The 18,709-nt window shown below is 62.4% G+C and carries 20 protein-coding genes; 13 read left to right on the plus strand and 7 right to left on the minus strand.

Annotated features, from left to right (window positions below):
- The first annotated feature begins 1 nt into the window (after position 1).
- Positions 2-1,081 carry a D-TA family PLP-dependent enzyme gene (locus tag EI171_RS27840; protein ID WP_060911670.1) on the plus strand — a complete coding sequence of 360 codons (1,080 nt, stop codon included), beginning with the start codon at positions 2-4 and terminating at the stop codon, positions 1,079-1,081.
- Here the strand turns inward: EI171_RS27840 and EI171_RS27845 are convergent.
- Entirely contained in the window at positions 1,078-1,980 is a 903-nt protein-coding gene (locus EI171_RS27845; protein WP_161535232.1) for a LysR family transcriptional regulator, read from the minus strand. The two genes, EI171_RS27840 and EI171_RS27845, sit on opposite strands and share 4 nt — an antisense overlap.
- A 92-nt stretch (positions 1,981-2,072) precedes the next feature.
- On the opposite strand from EI171_RS27845, the gene EI171_RS27850 reads away from it, so the two are divergent.
- Positions 2,073-3,290 (plus strand): MFS transporter, encoded by a 1,218-nt coding sequence (locus EI171_RS27850; RefSeq protein WP_161535233.1) that lies wholly within the window; start codon positions 2,073-2,075, stop codon positions 3,288-3,290.
- Between the two features lie 37 nt (positions 3,291-3,327).
- Here the strand turns inward: EI171_RS27850 and EI171_RS27855 are convergent, their stop codons facing one another.
- The 4 genes from EI171_RS27855 to EI171_RS27870 all read right to left on the minus strand — a co-directional run bounded on the left by EI171_RS27855 (position 3,328) and on the right by EI171_RS27870 (position 8,097).
- Positions 3,328-4,560 (minus strand): NAD(P)/FAD-dependent oxidoreductase, encoded by a 1,233-nt coding sequence (locus EI171_RS27855; RefSeq protein ID WP_161535234.1) that lies wholly within the window; start codon positions 4,558-4,560, stop codon positions 3,328-3,330.
- Positions 4,561-4,704: 144 nt separating this feature from the next.
- Positions 4,705-5,622, minus strand: coding sequence for an SDR family NAD(P)-dependent oxidoreductase (locus EI171_RS27860; RefSeq protein WP_011086737.1), 918 nt, complete (start codon positions 5,620-5,622; stop codon positions 4,705-4,707).
- 144 nt (positions 5,623-5,766) lie between these two features.
- A complete protein-coding gene (locus tag EI171_RS27865) occupies positions 5,767-6,246 on the minus strand; it encodes a MaoC family dehydratase (protein ID WP_011086736.1) in 480 nt (159 codons plus the stop codon).
- Positions 6,247-6,378: 132 nt separating this feature from the next.
- Entirely contained in the window at positions 6,379-8,097 is a 1,719-nt protein-coding gene (locus EI171_RS27870) for an AMP-binding protein (RefSeq protein WP_161535235.1), read from the minus strand.
- A gap of 243 nt (positions 8,098-8,340) precedes the next feature.
- Between EI171_RS27870 and EI171_RS27875 the strand changes: the two genes are divergently transcribed.
- The 3 genes from EI171_RS27875 to EI171_RS27885 all read left to right on the plus strand — a co-directional run bounded on the left by EI171_RS27875 (position 8,341) and on the right by EI171_RS27885 (position 10,284).
- The gene (locus EI171_RS27875) at positions 8,341-9,531 is read left to right on the plus strand and encodes an integrase arm-type DNA-binding domain-containing protein (protein ID WP_161535236.1); all 1,191 of its coding nucleotides are present in this window, start codon (positions 8,341-8,343) and stop codon (positions 9,529-9,531) included.
- Positions 9,524-9,829, plus strand: a complete 306-nt coding sequence (locus tag EI171_RS27880) for a hypothetical protein (protein ID WP_161535237.1) — start codon at positions 9,524-9,526, stop codon at positions 9,827-9,829. Before EI171_RS27875 ends, EI171_RS27880 begins: the two co-directional genes overlap by 8 nt.
- Positions 9,830-9,945: 116 nt before the next feature.
- Complete coding sequence (locus EI171_RS27885; RefSeq protein ID WP_161535238.1) at positions 9,946-10,284, plus strand: hypothetical protein; 339 nt, start codon at positions 9,946-9,948, stop codon at positions 10,282-10,284.
- On the opposite strand, the gene EI171_RS27890 is transcribed toward EI171_RS27885, so the two are convergent.
- The gene (locus EI171_RS27890; protein WP_161535239.1) at positions 10,281-10,649 is read right to left on the minus strand and encodes a hypothetical protein; all 369 of its coding nucleotides are present in this window, start codon (positions 10,647-10,649) and stop codon (positions 10,281-10,283) included. The genes EI171_RS27885 and EI171_RS27890 overlap by 4 nt on opposite strands.
- Before the next feature lie 35 nt (positions 10,650-10,684).
- On the opposite strand from EI171_RS27890, the gene EI171_RS27895 reads away from it, so the two are divergent.
- From EI171_RS27895 to EI171_RS27930, 8 genes are all read left to right on the plus strand, one after another.
- Positions 10,685-11,788 carry a DNA-primase RepB domain-containing protein gene (locus EI171_RS27895; protein ID WP_161535240.1) on the plus strand — a complete coding sequence of 368 codons (1,104 nt, stop codon included), beginning with the start codon at positions 10,685-10,687 and terminating at the stop codon, positions 11,786-11,788.
- A complete protein-coding gene (locus EI171_RS27900; RefSeq protein ID WP_161535241.1) occupies positions 11,781-12,956 on the plus strand; it encodes an AAA family ATPase in 1,176 nt (391 codons plus the stop codon). Before EI171_RS27895 ends, EI171_RS27900 begins: the two co-directional genes overlap by 8 nt.
- A 215-nt stretch (positions 12,957-13,171) precedes the next feature.
- Complete coding sequence (locus tag EI171_RS27905; protein WP_161535242.1) at positions 13,172-13,585, plus strand: hypothetical protein; 414 nt, start codon at positions 13,172-13,174, stop codon at positions 13,583-13,585.
- A gap of 58 nt (positions 13,586-13,643) precedes the next feature.
- Positions 13,644-14,717 (plus strand): hypothetical protein, encoded by a 1,074-nt coding sequence (locus EI171_RS27910; protein WP_161535243.1) that lies wholly within the window; start codon positions 13,644-13,646, stop codon positions 14,715-14,717.
- Positions 14,718-14,729: 12 nt separating this feature from the next.
- Positions 14,730-15,185: a hypothetical protein gene (locus EI171_RS27915; RefSeq protein ID WP_161535244.1), complete on the plus strand. Its 456-nt coding sequence runs from the start codon at positions 14,730-14,732 to the stop codon at positions 15,183-15,185.
- A complete protein-coding gene (locus EI171_RS27920) occupies positions 15,175-15,381 on the plus strand; it encodes a hypothetical protein (RefSeq protein ID WP_161535245.1) in 207 nt (68 codons plus the stop codon). The genes EI171_RS27915 and EI171_RS27920 overlap by 11 nt, the downstream gene beginning before the upstream one ends.
- A 259-nt stretch (positions 15,382-15,640) precedes the next feature.
- On the plus strand, positions 15,641-16,081 hold the full coding sequence (locus EI171_RS27925; protein WP_161535246.1) for a hypothetical protein: 441 nt from the start codon (positions 15,641-15,643) through the stop codon (positions 16,079-16,081).
- A 175-nt stretch (positions 16,082-16,256) separates the two neighbouring features.
- Positions 16,257-17,738 (plus strand): hypothetical protein, encoded by a 1,482-nt coding sequence (locus EI171_RS27930; protein WP_161535247.1) that lies wholly within the window; start codon positions 16,257-16,259, stop codon positions 17,736-17,738.
- Positions 17,739-17,844: 106 nt separating this feature from the next.
- On the opposite strand, the gene EI171_RS27935 is transcribed toward EI171_RS27930, so the two are convergent.
- Positions 17,845-18,639: a hypothetical protein gene (locus EI171_RS27935; RefSeq protein ID WP_161535248.1), complete on the minus strand. Its 795-nt coding sequence runs from the start codon at positions 18,637-18,639 to the stop codon at positions 17,845-17,847.
- Positions 18,640-18,709: the final 70 nt, after the last annotated feature.

The raw sequence follows: 18,709 nt of genomic DNA on the forward strand, positions 1-18,709 counted from the left end.
CATGACAACGACTCTCGCCGCCAAGATCGCCCGTGAATACGGCACCCCCTGCGCCGTCATCGACATGGACAAGGTCGAGCGCAACATCGCGCGGATCCAGAAAGCCTGCGACGAGGCCGGCGTCGCCAATCGTCCCCACATCAAGACGCACAAGAACCCAACGATTGCGAAGATGCAGATCGCGGCGGGCGCCAAGGGCATCACCTGCCAGAAGCTCGGCGAGGCGGAGATCATGGCCAATGCCGGCATCGACGACATCCTGATCAGCTACAATCTGCTCGGCGAAGAGAAGATGGCGCGGCTCGGCGCGCTTCAGGCGAAGGCGAACATGACGGTTGCCGCCGACAATTCGACCGTGGTTGCCGGTTTGCCCAAGGCGGCCGCAGCATCAGGCCGTCCGCTCTCGGTGGTGGTCGAATGCGATACCGGCCGCAAGCGCGCCGGCGTCGAGACGCCGGCCGAGGCGATTGCGCTGGCGCGCGAGATCGCCGGGTCCAAGGGGCTCGAATTCGCCGGCTTCATGCTCTATCCGACCGAGACCGGCTGGGCGGACGCGCAGAAATTCTATGACGAGGCGCTGGCCGGCGTGCGCGCGCACGGGCTCGATGCCAAGATCGTCTCCACCGGCGGCACGCCGAACCTCGTCAATCTCGGCAAGCTCAAGGGCGGCACCGAGCATCGCTTCGGCACCTATATCTACAACGACCGCATGCAGGTCGCGGCCGGCTCCGCCACCTGGGACGACTGCGCGCTGCACATCTATTCGACCGTGGTAAGCCGCGCCGCGCCCGAGCGCGGTATCCTCGACGCCGGATCCAAGACGCTGACCACGGACACCGGCGGGCTCGACGGCCACGGCCTGATCCTGGAGCACCCCGAAGCCAAGATCGCGCGCTTTGCCGAAGAACACGGCTTCCTCGATCTCTCCCGGAGCAACACGCGCCCGAACGTCGGCGACGTCGTGCGGATCATTCCCAATCATGTCTGCGTCGTCGTCAACATGATGGACGAGGTGGTGATGGTGCGCGGCGATGAGATCATCGGCACGCTGCCGGTGGCGGCGCGGGGGAAGCTGCGCTAACTCCCGATCAGCGCCTGGAGCTCCCGGTCCAGTCCATCGCGGAACAGCTTGATCGGCCGCTCCAGACGGCCGGCGGGCGCACGATGGACTATCCAGGCGCGCACGGCGGGTTTGAAGTCGCGCGCCACCACCGGCTTGAGCTTGTCGCGAAACGCGCTGCGTTTCAGGGCGATCGGAGTGACCAGCCCGACGCCGAGGCCGCGCGACACCAGCGACAGGCGGAGCTCGCTGTCCAGCGCTTCCACGGCGATGCTGAACGGCAGATGCTCCGCGTCGAATTTTCGTTTCAGCGAGTCGCGAAAGCCGCAACCGTCCTGGTTGATCACCCACGGCAGCTGCGACAGCCGTTCAAGATCGACGATGCGCGGGATCTTCATGTCGCGCGCAACGACGAACACGACGGGCTGCGCGCCGAGATCGTCGGCGGCGAGATCGGAAGGCGGGACCGCGCCGTCGGGCAGACAGATCGCGGCCGCATCGAGCTCGTTGCGGCAGACACGTTCGAGCTGGTTCGGCGACCAGCCGGAGACGACACGCACGGCCAGCGCGGGAAATTCGGCACGCACCGCGTCGAGCGGTCCGGTCAGCCCCGCCTCCGAGAGGAACGGCGTCAGGCCGAGCCGGAATTCGCCGCGCACCACGCCGTCATTGGCGACCCCTGATTTGAGATCGTCCAGCATCCGGAGCAGGCGCCGGCCCTGCTCATACGCTTCATGGCCCGCCGCGGTCGGTTTCAGCGGCTTGGAAAGCCGGTCCAGAAGCTTCGCCCCCAGCATCTCCTCGAGGTTCTGGATACGCCGCGTCACTCCGGGCTGCGTGAGATTGAGGCGCGCCGAGGCCGCCACGATCGATCCGGTCTCGACTACCGCAACAAACGCCACAAGGTCATGGGTGTTCATAACTAACTCGCATATTCTTTATAGACTTATTTGAATTGTAGCATATTAGACCCGCGGCTTAAAGGGACCTGCACTGAGCCCCGCGAGGTCCCATGACGATTTCAGAAACCCCCACGCTTGCGTCGCGAAACCAACTCGCCGAACGGCCCCTGATCTGGCTTGGCGCCATCACTGCCGGTGTCGTCGTCACCAACCTGTTCGCGCCGCAGATCCTGCTCGGGCAGATCGGGCGCTCCTTGTCCATGCCGGCGTGGCAGGCGGGCCTGATCAGCACGTTGACGCTGCTCGGCTATGCCCTCGGCCTGTTGCTGCTGGTGCCACTGGTCGATCTCGTCGAAAACCGGCGCGTCATCCTGCGCACGCTCGGCTGCGCTATCCTTGCCGCACTCTCCACGGCGTTTGCGCCGAAGCCATTCCTGCTCTTGCTTGGCACCTTCGCCCTCGGCGCCTCCTGCGCGGCGATTCAGATGATGGTTCCACTGGTTGCGTCCATGGTGGCGCCGGAGCGGCGCGGACAGGCCATCGGCGAGGTGATGAGCGGATTGATGATCGGCATTCTGCTGTCGCGGCCTGCGGCGAGCCTGATCGCCGATCTCTGGAGCTGGCGCGCCTATTACGTCGTCTCCGCCGCCCTGATGGCGCTGCTGGCCGGCGCGCTCGGCCGCTACCTTCCAGCCCTGCAATCGCCGGCGCGCGCAAGCTACGGCGAATTGCTGCGCTCATTTCCCAGGCTGCTGCGCGAAGAGCCCGTGCTGCGCGTGCGCGCCTGGACCGCATCGCTGGTCATGGCCTCCTTCACCGCCTTCTGGTCGGCGGTCGCGCTGCGACTGCCGGAGGCGCCGTTCGGCCTCGATGCCAAGGGAATTGCCGCTTTCGCGCTGATTGGCGTCGTTGGCGCCGCCGCGACGCCGATGGCCGGCCGGTGGGGGGACAAGGGATGGGCACGCTCGATGTTTGTTGCGGCCCATCTGCTCATCATCGGCTCGCTCGCGCTCTGCGCCTGGGCCGGCGCGCTGGAGTCCCGCATTGCCGCCCTCCTCGTGCTCAGTCTGGGCACCATCCTGCTCGATGTCGGCATCACCACCGACCAGACGCTCGGCCGCCGGGCAATCAACCTGTTGCGGCCCGAGGCACGCGGCCGCATCAACGGCCTGTTCGTCGCGCTGTTCTTCATCGGCGGCGGTGTCGGTGCCGCCGCGGCATCGCTGGCATGGACCCTTGGCGGCTGGACGATGGTCTGCGCGGTGGCGGCGGGTTTTGGGGTGCTCGGCCTGGTCACGGATCTCGTCAGCCGGACGGGGACATCATGAGCACCGCTATCAGCGAGCCTCGAACAGCGACGGGATTCTACGAGCGCTTCAGCCACTCCAGCACACCCCTGCCCGCGGCAGCGCCGGTCGCGAACGACGCCTGCAGCAGATAACCGCCGGTCGGCGCTTCCCAGTCCAGCATTTCGCCGGCGGCGAACACGCCCGGCAGCTTGCGGATCATGAAGTCCGCGTCGAGCTCGTCAAACGAAAGGCCGCCTGCAGTCGAAATCGCGCGATCGATCGGGGCAACGCCGGTGAGCTGGACCGGAATTGCGTTGATCAGGTGTGCGAGCTCGGCCGGCGAAAACGATGCCAGCGGCCGGCCGGATGCGATCGCGGCCTCCTGCATCAGGCCGATCCCGACCGGCGATACTTGCGCGGCCTTGCGCAGGAAGTTTGCGAGCGATTGCTTGCCGCGCGTACCTGACAGGCGCGTGGTCAGCGCGGCGGCGCCGAGGTCGGGCCGCAGTGCGATGGTCAGCGTCGCCTGCCCGATCCCCAGCACCGCCTCGCGCAGCTCCGCCGACAGCGCGTAGATCGCGCCACCTTCGATGCCGCCACGGGTGATCATCGCTTCGCCGCGCACCGTGTGTGCACCGATCGTCACCGCCACGCCCTTGAGCGGCTGGCCCTCGAAACGGTCACGGAACAATTCGGACCAGGCGACGGTGAAGCCGGAATTGGCCGGCCGCAGCCTTGAGATGGTAATGCCGTTGGCCGCAAGGATATCGACCCAGCCGCCGTCCGACCCGAGCCGCGGCCAGCTTGCGCCGCCGAGCGCAAGCACCGTGGCATCGGCCGCAACGACGGAGGTGCCGCTCCGGGTTTGGAACAACAGCCGCCCTTCCCCATCCCACCCGGTCCAGCGATGGCGAAAGGCGAACCGTACGCCGCTGGCGTCCAGTCGCCGTAGCCACGCGCGCAGCAGCGGAGACGCTTTGAATGCCTTCGGAAACACGCGGCCGCTGGTGCCGACAAAGGTCGGCTCGCCCAGCGCCGCGCTCCAGGCGCGCAGCGCGTCGGGTGGAAACGCTTCGATCGCGGCCTGCAGCTTCGCCGCCGCCTCGCGATAGTGCGGCATGAACTGCGGCAGAGGCTCGCTGTGAGTGAGGTTGAGCCCGCCGCGGCCCGCCATCAGGAATTTGCGGCCGGCGGATGGCATCGCGTCGTAGACGGTGACGCGCGCGCCACCCTGCGCCAGCACCTCGGCCGCCATCAGCCCGGCCGGACCTGCGCCAATGATGGCAACGTGGGATTCGGGTGCGGTCATGGTGGGAGTTTAGGCCAGATTCTAGCGCCCAGCTCGTCGTTCCGGGGCGCGCCTTCTTGGGCGCGAACCCGGAATCCATTAGACGACGGATTCTGAGGCACGATGGATTCCGGGTTCGCGCTACGCGCGCCCCGGAATGACAACTCAGAGCTTGATGCCGGCCCTGGCCGCGGCCTGCGCAACATACTTCTGCGTCTGCTCGAAGGCGCCCTGCAAAGCCTTCGCCTTCGACATGTCGCTGATCTCGGCGAAATGCGCGGCGACCGCGTCCGGCGTCCATTCGGACTCCGGCAGGTTGATGCCTTCGCTCTCCACAATCTTGATCACGGCGAAGGAGCCGGCACCGGCGCCCATGATGGTGCGGGTGGGCGCGTCCTCGCTGAGCATGTACTCGACCGCGGGCGTGATCGCGTTCGGCTTCATCAGTTGCAGCGCCTGTGGCGGCAGCAGCTCTTCGGTCATGCGGGTCGCCGCGGTCGGCGAGATGATGTTGACGCGGATGTTGGTCTTGCGGCCCTCTTCCGCCAGCACATTCATCAGGCCGACCATGCCGGACTTCGCCGCGCCGTAATTGGCCTGGCCGAAATTACCGTAAAGGCCGGAGGACGACGTGGTCAGCACGATGCGGCCGTAGTTGCGGTCACGCATGCCGGCCCAGGCCGCCTTGCAGCAGTAGAAGGTGCCGACGAGGTGCACGTCGAGCACCTTCTGGAAATCGGCCGCCTCCATCTTGCCGAACGACTTGTCGCGCAGGATGCCGGCATTGGCGCACAAGAGGTCGACGCTGCCCCATTCCTTCGTGGCACGCTCGACCATCGCGGTGACCTGCTCGAAGTTCGAGACGTCGGCACCGTCGGCCATCGCGGTGCCGCCGGCTTTGCGGATCTCCTCGACCACGGCTTCCGCCGGCGACAGCGAGCCACCAGTGCCGTCGCGCGCGCCGCCGAAATCGTTGACCACGACCTTCGCGCCGCGGCTGGCCAGTCCCAGCGCATGCGCCCGTCCGAGGCCATTGCCCGCGCCGGTGACGATGGCGACGCGTCCGTCAAACCTGATTGCCATTGTGCTTCCTTTCTTCCTTCTCCCCTCGTGGGAGAAGGTGGCGCGAAGCCACCCTCTCCCACAGGGGGAGTGGGTAAGAGCGCTTCGCGAGAGATCGGACAGCTTTTGAGCAGCGATGAAGGACCGGGTCAAGCCCGGCCAGACCTACGCGAAATAGATCAGGCCCAGCCACTCGGCGACCAGCGCGGGCTTGTCCTCGCCCTCGATCTCCACCGTGACATTGGTGCGGGACTGCAGCTCGTTCGGCTTGCGCAGCTTGGCTTCCGCTAGCACGAAACGGCCACGGACGCGCTTTCCCGAGCGCACCGGCGAGATGAAGCGCAGCTTGTCGAAGCCGTAATTGACGCCCATCGTGGTGCCGGCGATGACCGGCATCACCTCATAGGACATGATCGACAGCAGCGACATGGTCAGGAAGCCGTGCGCGATGGTGGTGCCGAACGCGGTCTCCTTCTTTGCCCGTTCAGGGTCGACGTGGATGAACTGGTGATCCTCGATCACGTCGGCATAGGTGTCGATGCGGGGCTGGTCGATCAGGTGCCATGACGACACGCCGATCTCCTTGCCGACCATGGCCTGATAGGCGTCCAGCGTAATCGGCGGCTTCTTCCAGACTTCGTTCATTGATAGCTCCAGATGGCGTCATTCCGGGGCGATGCGCAGCATCGAGCCCGGAATCCACTGTGCCACAGAGTTTGTCGCCGAATGGATTCCGGGTTCGCGCTCCGCGCGCCCCGGAATGACGAAGGTACCCACTTAACTCTCGCTCCGGGTTTTCGGCAGCTCCGGAAAATCCTCCTCGCGGAATTCCCGGCCACGCAGCGGATCGCCCCGATCATCGTCGCGCTCGAGACGTCGTAGCTGCACGCGGCGGATTTTGCCAGAGATCGTCTTCGGCAGCTCAGTGACGATTTCAAGGCGGCGGATGCGCTTGAACGGCGCAAGTCGGGTGTGCAGGTGCTTGAAGATCGACAGCGCCGTCTCCGGCGTTCGCTCCGCACCCGAAGTCAGCAGCACGAACGCCTTGGGGATCGCCAGCCGGATCGGATCCGGGCTCGGCACCACGGCAGCCTCGGCGACGAGTTCATGCTCGAGCAACACGCTTTCCAGCTCGAACGGACTGATGCGGTAATCGGACGATTTGAACACGTCGTCGGAGCGGCCGACGAAGGTGAGATAACCATCTTCGTCTTCGAACACGACGTCGCCGCTGCGATAGAGTGCGCCCTCGGCACCCGAGAGCTTGCCGTCGTCGCCCTGATAGCCCTGCATCAGGCCGGCGGGACGGTTCGCCCCGAGCACCAGCGTCACCTCGCCTTCCTTCGCCGGGTTGCCGTCGGCATCGCTGACCTGCACGCGATAGCCCGGCAGCGGGCGGCCCATCGAGCCGACCTTGATGTTTTGCCCCGGCGAGTTGCCGGCAAGCGCGGTGGTCTCGGTCTGGCCGTAGCCGTCGCGGATGGTGAGGCCCCAGGCCGCCTGCACCTGGTCGATCACCTCGGGATTGAGCGGCTCGCCGGCGCCGCAGACCTCGCGCAACGCGACCTTGAACGAGGCAAGGTTCTCCTGGATGAACAGCCGCCACACCGTCGGCGGCGCGCACAGCGTGGTGACGCCGCAGCGGCCGATGGTGGCGAGCAGCGCCTTCGCATCGAAGCGCGGCTGGTTCACCACGAACACGGTGGCACCCGCGTTCCACGGCGCGAAGAAGCAGCTCCAGGCGTGCTTGGCCCAGCCGGGCGATGAGATGTTGAGATGGACGTCGCCGGGCTTCAGCCCGATCCAGTACATGGTGGAGAGATGGCCGACGGGATAGCTGCGCTGGCTATGCAGCACCAGCTTCGGCTTTGCCGTGGTGCCCGAGGTGAAATAGAGCAGCATCGGGTCGTCGGCGTGGGTGGGGCCGTCGGGCACGAAGCTATCCGGAGCCTCTGCCGCTTCATCGTAAGCGAGCCAGCCATCGGAGGCCGCGCCGACCACGATGCGGACGACATTCTCTGCACCGAGGCTCGCGAACTTCGCGACCTGATCCTGCGCGGCCACCACGGCCTTCGCCTTGCCGCGATCAAGCCGGTCGCGCAGCTCGTCGGCGGTGAGCAGCGTGGTGGCGGGGATGACGACGACACCGAGCTTCATCGCAGCGAGCATGGTCTCCCACAGCGGAACCACATTACCGAGCAGCAGCAGGAGATGGTCGCCACGCTTCAGGCCCTGCGCTCGGAGGAAGTTGGCGACCTGGTTGGAACGGCGCGACAGCGCCGCGAAGGACAATTTCGTCTGCCGGTCCTGCGCGGCATCGACGATCCAGAGCGCGGGCCGGTCCTTGCTCTCCGCATTCGCCGCCAGCTCGGCGTCGAACCAGTCGAGCGCCCAGTTGAAGGGGGCCGGATCGGGCCAGCGGAAGCCTTTGACCGCTGCCTCGTAATCCGTGCGGTGTTGTAGAAGAAACGCGCGCGCTTCCTGAAATGTCGTCATGGTCCGGGCCCGTCCAATTGACCTGCGAGCGTAGCCCGGATGGAGCGTCCGGGCTAGCCGATTTCTGGTTGATGCTGGTTGATACTGGTTGTTGGTCGTAAGCACCGGAAATGGCGCCCAATTCTCGCCCGCCCCCCTTCCGGTTGGTTGTGGTTGACCCTATCTTAAGCTGACTTAAGCTGACCGGTTCTAGGATGGAACCGGGGGATAGATCGGGGGATGACCATGCGAACATGGGACCGATTGAGCGCCAGCTTCGTGCGGGGCGTGAAGGCGCCGGGCAAGTACTACGACGGCGGCGGCTTGCTGCTGAGCGTAGCACCAACCACGACGCCGGGCGAGGTCAATAAATCGTGGCTGTATCGCTATCAGATCGACAAGCGTGAGCGGGTGATGGGTCTCGGCTCAGCGCGGGTGGTGTCGCTCAGCGAGGCCCGCGCCAAGGCCAACGACGCGCGCAAGCTGCTCGCCTCAGGGATCGATCCCATCGCCGACCGCGATGCCGCCCGCATGGCCGCGCGCGTCGCCGACTTGCACCGCGCCACCTTCCGGCAAGTCCTCGACCAGTTGCTTGAAAGCCATGGTGACACGTGGCGGGCGAAGCACGCCAGTCAGTGGAAGAACTCGATGGAGACCTACTGCAAGCCGCTGATGGGCGTCGCTGTCGGCGACATCGACACCACGATGGTGATCAAGGTCATTGAACCGGACTGGAAGCGAGCACCGCAGACCATGGATCGGGTGCGGCGACGGATCGGCGAGGTGCTGGGCTTTGCCGAGGTGCGCGGCCTGCGCAAGGCGGGGCCTAATCCGACGCGGTGGAAGAACCATCTCGACCAGTTGCTGCCCCACCCGCGCGACCTGAAGCCCGTGGAGCACCACCCGGCGCTGGGCTATGACGCCGTGCCGAACCTGTACCGGCGACTGATCGCGACGGATTCGATCCCCGAACTGTGCCTCGCCTTCACGATCCTGACCGCCGTGCGCAGCCAAGAGGCACGCGGCGCGCGGTGGGACGAGATCGACCTGAAGGCCAAGCTCTGGACCGTGCCGCCGTCGCGCATGAAGCGCAAGCGCGAGCATCGCGTGCCGCTGAGCGACGACGCGATCAAGCTGATCGAGCGGCTGCCGCGCACGGGCGAGTACCTGTTCACGGTCAACGGCAACGGCAAGCCGATTGTCGCGATGAGCTTGCGCAAGGCTTTGCACCGGCATGGCGCGAGCGACTTCACCGTGCATGGGATGCGCAGCGCATTCCGCGACTGGGGCGGCGAGCGCACCAAGGCACCGCGCGAATTGTTGGAGGTCGCGCTGGCGCACGTCATCGGCAACCAGACCGAGGAAGCTTATGCGCGCGGCGATCTGCTGGCGAAGCGGCGCGCGATCATGGAGCAATGGGCGAAGCACTGCGCCCGTGGAGGTCGTCATGGATGATGCCGTCATGAGAGAGGTCGTCGGGGAGTTGCTTGATCATCCCGAAGACTACGCTCTGCCCCCGGAGCTACTTCGCGAGTTGCTAACGCGGCTGCGTGATCTGTTGGCACAGGACACGGGGCGACGTGCTGCGCATCGACCGAAACAGGACAGCACCGGGTCGTTCGTCGCCACGCTGATCACGTGCGGCATGAGCCCTGCGAAAGCCAAGCGCATGGCGGCAAAGATCAGAAGCAAATCGCCGCGCACGGTCGCGCGGGCTTATGAGCGGCACCAAACCGCGAAGCGACAAAAGTAACCCCTCGTTCTGTCGCTAGCGACAGAACTCCCTCCCTACTTCTGTCGCCTCGACGCGTGTGCGTCTCGCTGTGCATCCTTCCGATCACCACGGGTTGATTATGGAGGAATTGCCAGATGCGCGACGACGACACTCCCCGCCGCATTCGCGACGACGACGAATTGATCGCGCTCGACGCCGTGCGGGACATTCTGGGCGGCATGTCGGTTGCCACCGCTTACGTCGATGGCGAACTGATGGCACTGAAAATTTCCATGACGGCGGGCGAACGCCGCACTCATTCCGTGCGCTGGATCAAGCGCGAGATTCTGGAACTACGCGCTCAGCGCGTCGAACGTGCCGACGCCAACGCTGAGACTGTCAAAGCAGAAATCGCGGCACGCGTTGAGCGACGCCGCGAACGGCAACGGTTGCGCGTGCGCCCGAAGCCCGCCGCGCGTGAAGCCGCCGACTAACACCAACCCCCAAACATCTCGGAGGAACGACCATGACCATTGATCGAAATGATCCTGAGTATCAACGCGGCTACTTCGCCGGGTGTTATGTTTGCGACTGCAAGATCACGAGAGAAGAAGCCGTGGCGCTCGCTCATGATCTCAAGTGCGAAGCATTCAAGCACGGGTTCGGTGTCGGCTACCGGCACATGGGTTCGTGCAACGGAGAAGTCATTCCGGGGGAAGACCCCGAGTGTGATGACGCCGCTGCGAGAACGATCCGCAGCCTTCAAAGGCTTGCGGAACACAGCGAGCGCGGCTGATGAACGATCAAGCACGCATCCAAGCGTGTCGAGACTGAAATCGGGAGAAAGGACGATGGGCATGACCAGAACCACGACCATTCAAGTGGAGTTGCGTAATGAGTGCCACAAACAAAACGCCCCGCAGCGTTCGCGCGCCACGGGGCCAAGACGAGGTTGGTAATGAGCCGGACGATTTTAGGGCCGATGCCGGCGCGACGCAAGCCCCTGCCGACCTTGCCCCTGACCTCGATCAGGCCGCGCGCTTTCTGCGAGCACTTGATCCGGACCCCGCCACGCGATTCCTGTTCAAGACGCTGGACGATTCCGGATGCGATGCGCCAAACCTTGAAGAACAGCACCTTGGCACGCTGGCCGAACGGGCCGATGATCTGGCTGAATTGAACGGGCGCGGTGCCGGAATTTTCGTCACCATAAACCGGACTGTGCCGCACCGCGTCCGGCGACGCGCCGAAGATGTGATCGCCGTCCGCGCCGTCTTTGTCGATCTCGATGGCGCACCTCTACAGCCGGTGCTCGATCATCACATCAAGCCGCACTGCATTGTCGAGACGTCGCCCGGCAAGTATCACGCCCATTGGTTCACCGACGACGTTCCGCTGGATCAGTTCTCTCTGATCCAACTGGCACTGGCCGAGCAATTCAACGGCGATCCGTCCGTTCATGACTTGCCGCGCATTGCGCGGCTGGCGGGGTTCTATCATTACAAGCGCGAACCGCATCTGGTGCGGATCGTCAGCCTCGACGCCGACTTGCCGCGTTATCCGGGTGCGATCTTCGGGCGCAAGCCAACTCCCGTCATGAAGCCGTACCAGGAACGCGGCCCGGTTACGTCCTGCGATATCATGCTGGCCTGTGCGGCTCTGGCCGTGATCCCTCCGGCTGATCCGGTCAGCGATCACGCATGGCACGACCGCAACCATATCGGCATGGCGGCATGGCGGGCCAGTGACGGCGACCCGGAAGTGTACGACGCGTGGTGCGAATGGTTACACAGATCGGGACGCTACAGCGAACGGCACGCGAATAGACAGTGGAAGAAATACGGCAAGAACATTCACGCGCTCAAACCGGGCCGTCGCCCGCTTGGACTCGGCACCCTGATCGCGATGGCAGACATTGCCGATCCGTGCTGGCGCGACAAGATGATCCTCGATTTCGTCATGGCGATGCTGAAAGACGAGGAGGCGCATCATGGTTGATCCGATCAACTTCGATGAAGTCAAGAAACAGTTCTTCGCCAAGATGAAGCAGAAGGCCGAGGAAGTTAAAGAGCCCTGCGTCCTCCGCGCCGCCGATGTCCAACCGCGCGAGCACGATTGGCTGTGGGACGGCCACCTGCTGTGTGCCGCCGTCGAGATGATGACGGGGCTGCCGAGTATCGGCAAGTCGCAAGTTCATTGTTCCTTTGTCGCCTGTGTCACGACGACCAAGCCATGGCCGGACGGGACCGACTCCGGCGAACCTGCCAATGTCGTGATGCTGACGGCCGAAGACGCACTCGATCAGGAATTGATCCCGCGCCTGATGGCAGCCGGTGCCGATCTGAAGCGTGTTCACATTCTCAAATGTATCAAGTCGGACGGTAATGATCGGCAATTCCTGCTCGATAGCGACCTCGACATGCTGGAAAAAGTCGTCACTGAGATCGGTGACGTGAAGCTGATCACGATTGATCCGATCACGAGCTACCAAGGCGTCAAGATCGATTCACACAAGACGACGGCGGTTAGATCGCAGTTGGGACCGCTGAAGGACTTTGCCGAGCGCAACCACGTCGCAGTCTCCTGCATCACGCATCCGGCCAAGGCCGCAGGCAACAAAGCAATCGATTGGTTCATCGGCAGTCAGGCATACATCGCGGCGGCACGCGTCGGACACGTCTGCATTCCAGAAATGGAAACCGACGACAACGGCGACAAGATCGAGACTGGCCGGGTGCTGTTCTGTCACGTCAAGCACAATGCGTCCGAACGGATGCCGACGCTGGCATTCCGCAAGAAGAGTTTTGATCTGCACGGCACCTCCTGCGATCCGTTCACGATCATACAAAGCGTGCGCGTCGAGTGGGGGGAAGATTCGGTTGACATCTCGGCCGACGAAGCAATTCGCGAAGCCGCTTCCAGTGGCAACGTGAACCGACTGACCGGAAAGCAAGCCGAGGTCGTCGCCTTCCTGAGGCAAATGCTGCAAGGCGGCGAGCCGGTCGCCAAGCGGGACATCGACGCGGAAGCGGCGAAGCGCGGCTACAGCCACGAGCAGTTAAAGACGGCGCGAAACAACCTAAAGAAGGGGGGCGACGACATCGTCGCAGCACAGGTTCCGGGGCAAGCTCACGCAGGCTGGACATGGCAATGGCTCCGCTTTTGAAGCCCGGAAAGGTCAGTAAGGCTGCCTACATTCTGACCCCTGTCAGAGTGGTTTTGAACCACAGCCCTTCTGACATTCTGATAGCGAATTCAAAGACTTACGAGGGGGGTCTGTCAGAAGGTGAGCCCTTCTGATCAGAGGGGCTCTTAACCCACTGAAATTACTATCAGAATGTCAGAAAGTCTCTATTTAACGGTTAGGGGAGATTTTGTGTGATGGTGTGTGATCTGGATCAAATGGACGCGCCGCCCCGCCCGGCGCAGCCGGTAACCGCTTACGATCTGATTCCGGTGGGCGTGACGGCCGGCGCACCAACGTGCGGAGTACCTTGGCTCCGCAAACTGAAGGGTGACAAACGCGCGCGGCAGTGTCGTGAGGCTAAGCGGCGCGAGCGCGAGCGCGAGAAAGGCGAACGCCTTCCGGAGATGTTTGGTTACGGTTCTACAAAGCTAACAATGGAAATCTATAGTCTAGTGCTCCCAGTCAAATTGCTACAGGAAGCCTTGGAAGAAGACCCTGATCATCTTCTGAAGCGCTTCCCCGAGGTCGGGCGTGAGCACACGCACACTCACGATGAGACAGCGGAGGCGCTGCGGAAATTTCTGCTGCGCTGGCTCTTTGTCAGATGACGCGTTCGTGATGTCATCGATGACATCGCTTCGGTGAGATCGGGCGGATCATCGCCGCATGATGACACGAGCCCCAGCGGTCAACCGCATCCCCGCCGATTTCATTCGCCCTTTCAGCGATTCCCTCGCCCTTAGCCTCACGCGCGCGTTTCTGGCGTCGGCTGACGGCATGATGTCGGTCGCCAGCCCGGCTGAACGACTCCGGCACGATCCCGTCGCGCTCGATATCGTCACCAAATCGCAGGTGACGATCCCGACACTGCCCGGCACCCCCGCAGTCGCGGCGACGCAAGTTCATGTGTTGGGTGCGCTGCTCGGAACGGACTCGATGTTGCCGGCGGTCCTGCCGAATGCGACGGTCGCCCCGTTCGGACAAGCTGCATCGATGTTCGTTCCTGGATATTCGCGCGACGGCAGCGCAGTCGGGTTTTCAAAAGCAGGCAGCCCGTTTGCGCCCGTGCAGCGTGATTTGTCGCTCGGCTACACGCTGACGGCGGGGCGGCGCTGCGGCTTCATTTCAGTCTTCACCCGCGAAGCTATGTTCTCTGAGTTGTTCGTCCGCCGCCAGATCACCGGAGACATCGGTGCGGGTATCGATACGCTGATGCTTTCCACGAACGCGGCGGATGATGCGACGGGAACGCCAGCCGGGTTGCGCAACACTGTGAATGCCATCGGCGCAACGGCGGGCGGCGGCGAAGCGGCGATGACGGCTGATTTGTCCGCGATTGGCGCGGCAGTCGCCAAGGTCGGCGGCGGCAACGTGCTGTACGTCGCATCGCCGAAGGAATTTATAAAAATCCGCGCACGGTTGCCGTTGTTCAAGTTGCCGTTGGTCGCATCGAGTGGTCTCGCCGATGGCGTTATTCTCTGCATGGCTCCGGTCGCGCTGGCGATTTCCTCCGCTGATCGCCCGCTGCGGATTGAAGTCTCTGATCAGGCGGTCTTGCACATGGACACAAGTCCGACTGCGTTGACGACGGCTGGTACGCCTCCGGCATCGGCATTTCCCGAACGATCGATGTTTCAAACTGACTGCAAGGCGCTCAAGCTCGTCGCGGACGATCTCGACTGGGGATGGCGCACGATTGCGGGCAACTGCATCGCGTGGGTGACCGGCGTGACTTGGTAGGAGCAAGGACGAATGAGCACCATCGACTTCAAATCGCTTCGCGCCCAACTCGCGGCCGACTCCGTGCGATCCAAGGCTGAGCTTCAACAGCGTATCGAGATGCGAGAGCGTGGCGACTTCGATGATCAGATTATTCACAAGACCTATCAGCCGGAGCCCGAGCCGGCAGCGCCAGCAGCACCACCGCGATTGCAAGGCGTGATGTCGCCGGAGATGGCGGCGCAGTGGAATGGTTGGCTTCACGCGTCGGTTAGCAATGCCCTCGCTGCGCACAGCGGTCAACTCCACGCGCATTTGACCGCGCGCGACGAGACGATCTGCAAGCTCGTCGGTGAAGTCGTTGGACGCGAGGTCAAGAAGCTGCGTGAGGAAATCGGCGTGCTGCGGGCGCAGACTACATTGCTCGAAACCGTTGCGAAGCACCGCATTATCGCGCTGCCGACAAAGAGCAAGTCCAATGCCGCATGACGAAGCCCAAGCCCTGCGTGAGCGTGTCCGAACGACCATCATGCGCGTCTATCTTGAAGACCGCGATGCGCTGGGCTTTTTGGCCGAGCGACTATGCGCCATCACCGATATCGCGCGTGGCCCTGTGTTGTCGTGCAACGAGCGACTGGCTTTCAGCGACCTGCTGCATGCGGCGGCCGATGCAGTCGAGCGATGAAAGAATTTCGAGGTGCGGGTTGGCCTCCTTGCTCGATCCCCCGCAACTCGAAAGGTGGGCGCATCCTGACCATGAGTGCGCCCGCACTACGCGCGCCCCAGCGTGACGGCTCGCCGAGTGGCTAGTCACGTTGGGGTCCGGATCAAAGTTGCGGGGCGGCGGGGGCGCAATCGAAAATTGAATAGGGTTAGTCCGACGGATCACGTGGATAACCCGAGCTTCATAAACGTGTATTTTTTCGACGGCGATGGGTAGAAAAATGAAACAACGTGGTCGAGTTTCCGGCGCTGCTCGTGACGTTCTCGGGCTTCCGGCCGACACCACCGAGCGACCAGATGCGCCCTATACGTTGACCGACGCCGAAACTGCCGAATGGCGAGCCATCGTCGCGGCGATGCCGCCGCAATATTTCGCCCGCACGCAGTACCCACTGTTGACGCAACTGTGCCGCCATATCACGGCCAGCAATCGCATTTCGCTGCTGATCGAATCTCTCTGCAAGAGAAAGTCCATCGACTGCACCGAACTGATTTCGCTGCACGCCGCCCAAGCCGCCGAGACCGCCGCGATCATCCGGCTGTCACGCTCGATGCGGCTGACCCACCAGTCCGTGTATCGCGCCTCCGCCACGGGCAGGCTGACGCCGCAGCCGGTCATTGAGGCGCCGTGGCGTCGGGGAAAAGTGGAATACAGCAAATGAAGCATTCCACCGATGAGAGGGGGCGAATGAAAGCACCTGCCGCCCGGCGGGCTCGATCAGATTGCCGTGGGCCGAGTTGCAGTTTGCACAGGGTCCGAAATGGAAACACTGGTTGTCCCAGCGACACAGAGAGGCTAGGGTTGCATCCGTTCTGCCGGGTTTTTGCGAGGTGCGGATGAGCAGTCCGATCCTGTTGCTTGAAGAAGTGTTTCGTACTGAGGGCCTACCTGAATTTACGTTCGTTCCAGCGCCAAACTACAATGAAATTTTGCTCGACATACGACGGCCCGGCAAGCCCGTCATTCTTGAGGGTCAATCCGGCACCGGCAAGACTTCCTGTGTCAGGCGGATCATCGCCGAACTGCAGGATCAGGCAGCGACCGAGTACCTGACCGCCCGAAATCCGGTTCACATTTCTCGAATCGAGAAGATTGTACACGAGCAAATCGCGGGCAGATTTGTGGTTGACGATTTTCACAGGTTAAGTCAGCAGCTTCAGGAGCAAATAGCTGATGTCGCCAAGCTAGCGGCTGAAGTACGCGATCAAGGTGACGTGCCGAAACTGATAATCATCGGCATCAACCAAGTGGGGGCAAGTCTGATTCAGCTTGTGCCTGATATCGCAAAGCGAGTTGGTATTCACAGAATTTTGCCGGGACGACGGCAGGAGATTGCCGAGCTTATCAAGAGCGGATGCGAGCGCCTCAACATCCGTATTATGAATGCCGATGCGATTTTTGATGAGACGCAGGGAGACTACTGGCTGACGCAACAGATTTGCCAATCCATATGCTCCGCCGCCAACGTAACCCAGACAGTCGAAGAGCGGACGGACGTAACGTATGACATTGGGGACATTAGGAGGCGGGTGGTTGAGCGATTGCGGGCAGCCTATTATCCTGCGGTGAAGGATTTCTGCCGGGGCCGTCGCTTTCGCCCAAGTAACGACCCATACTTCAAGTTGCTCCGCGAGGTCGGGCAGCAGGAATCATCGATCGTCGACTTGAATGAGATGGCTAATGCTCACCCGGAGGTGCGCGGCAGCATCAACAACATCAAAGAGCGCCGGTTAGAAATTCTTATCGAGTCGAAACCGAATGTAGCTCTTCACTTTTACTACAACGCAGACACTAAGAGCTTTGCGATTGAAGACCCTGCGCTGTTCTATTTCATAAAGCATCTTGATTGGAATCAACTGAGACAGGATTGCGGGTTCCGAGAGCATGGCGAGGACTTTGAGTTCGACGTGGCGCTTTCCTTTGCCGGGGAAAATCGCGCCTTGGCTGCATACATTGCAGCAGCTCTGTTAAGCCTCGATGTAACAGTATTCTTTGACGCGCTTTTCGAGGCAAACTACTTAGGCAGGGCATGGTCGGCACAATTCACCGAAGTGTTCGGACGGAAGAGCCGCTTTGTAGTTTGTATTCTAGATATTCGCCACTCGGAGAAAATTTGGCCAACGTTCGAACGCGAAGTGTTTGCACCACGAATAGCGAACGCAAGCGTAATTCCCATCTTCTTGGACGACACCAAGTTTGTTGGCATACCGCGTGACATCGTCGGCATTCATTTCAAATTCGATCCCACCGATCCTGACTGGAAGAAAAAAGTTGATGAGGAGATCATCTATAAGTTGATCGACAAACTGTCAGAATAGCTCGCGATGCTTCTGCGCGGACGGCAAGAGCCTGACGGTGACGATGAATCCGCTGACGGGGATATTCTTGTTGGGGTAGGCAGGAAGTGCATTGTTCAGTCCTCCGTCATTGCTTGTAACTACGAAAAAATTCCCGCATCGACTCCTGTTGTGCCTCATTGGTGATCTCGCTCAGCCGCCAAGCGTCCTTGTTGATCAGCTTCTTGATCTCGCGCTTCACAATCCCGCGTAGATCGCGCGGGTCCATCGCGTCCAATTCCCAGCAGCGTCGCCCGTGGGTGCGGACGAACCACGAATAGCGCGTGTCGCCCCGCTTGTCGGCGGCTGGGAATGACGGCAGCCCGACAACTTGCTCAGGCGTCAGCGCGATCCGTTTCAGCTTGATATGCGTGCCGCCGTACTCGGCAAAGCGCTTCGGCAGATCGACGGCGGACATGTTCGCCCCGCTCGGATCGAGATCGCCGACATAGAGAATGTGCAGCGGGCGTCCGTCGTTGTCATTGGCGATGTCGTGGGTGACTGTGGCGCTCGCATAGCCATGCACGACCATGAACGGAATGGCGAACTCATCGAGCACCGGTTGCAGGACGCCCCTTATTGTGCCTTTCTCACTCCAAACCTGCACGCGGTGCGGCTGGCTCTGCCAGAAGTTCAGGCGATAGGCCAGCGCGCTCGCAGCCATGTACTCTTCGGGACTATCCCACGTTGCGGCTTCCTCGATCTGCCGCGTCTCGTCAACGATCTGCTCCCAAGGAATTGTGCCTTCCTCGCGCGCGATGGTTAACAACCGCGAGACCTTGGACGTTTCAGACTTCTCCATCGACGCAATGAGCTTCTGCACGAACAACGTGTAGCAAACACCGCGCACGGTGATCGGCGCTCTCTCCTTCGCGATCGGCATGGTTCGGCATCTCCAAAATGCGAACTCAAGGCGCGCGAAAGCACGCCGCGAATCGCGATGAAAATTTCTG

This window comes from Bradyrhizobium sp. LCT2, assembly GCF_009931255.1.
GTDB lineage: Bacteria > Pseudomonadota > Alphaproteobacteria > Rhizobiales > Xanthobacteraceae > Bradyrhizobium > Bradyrhizobium diazoefficiens.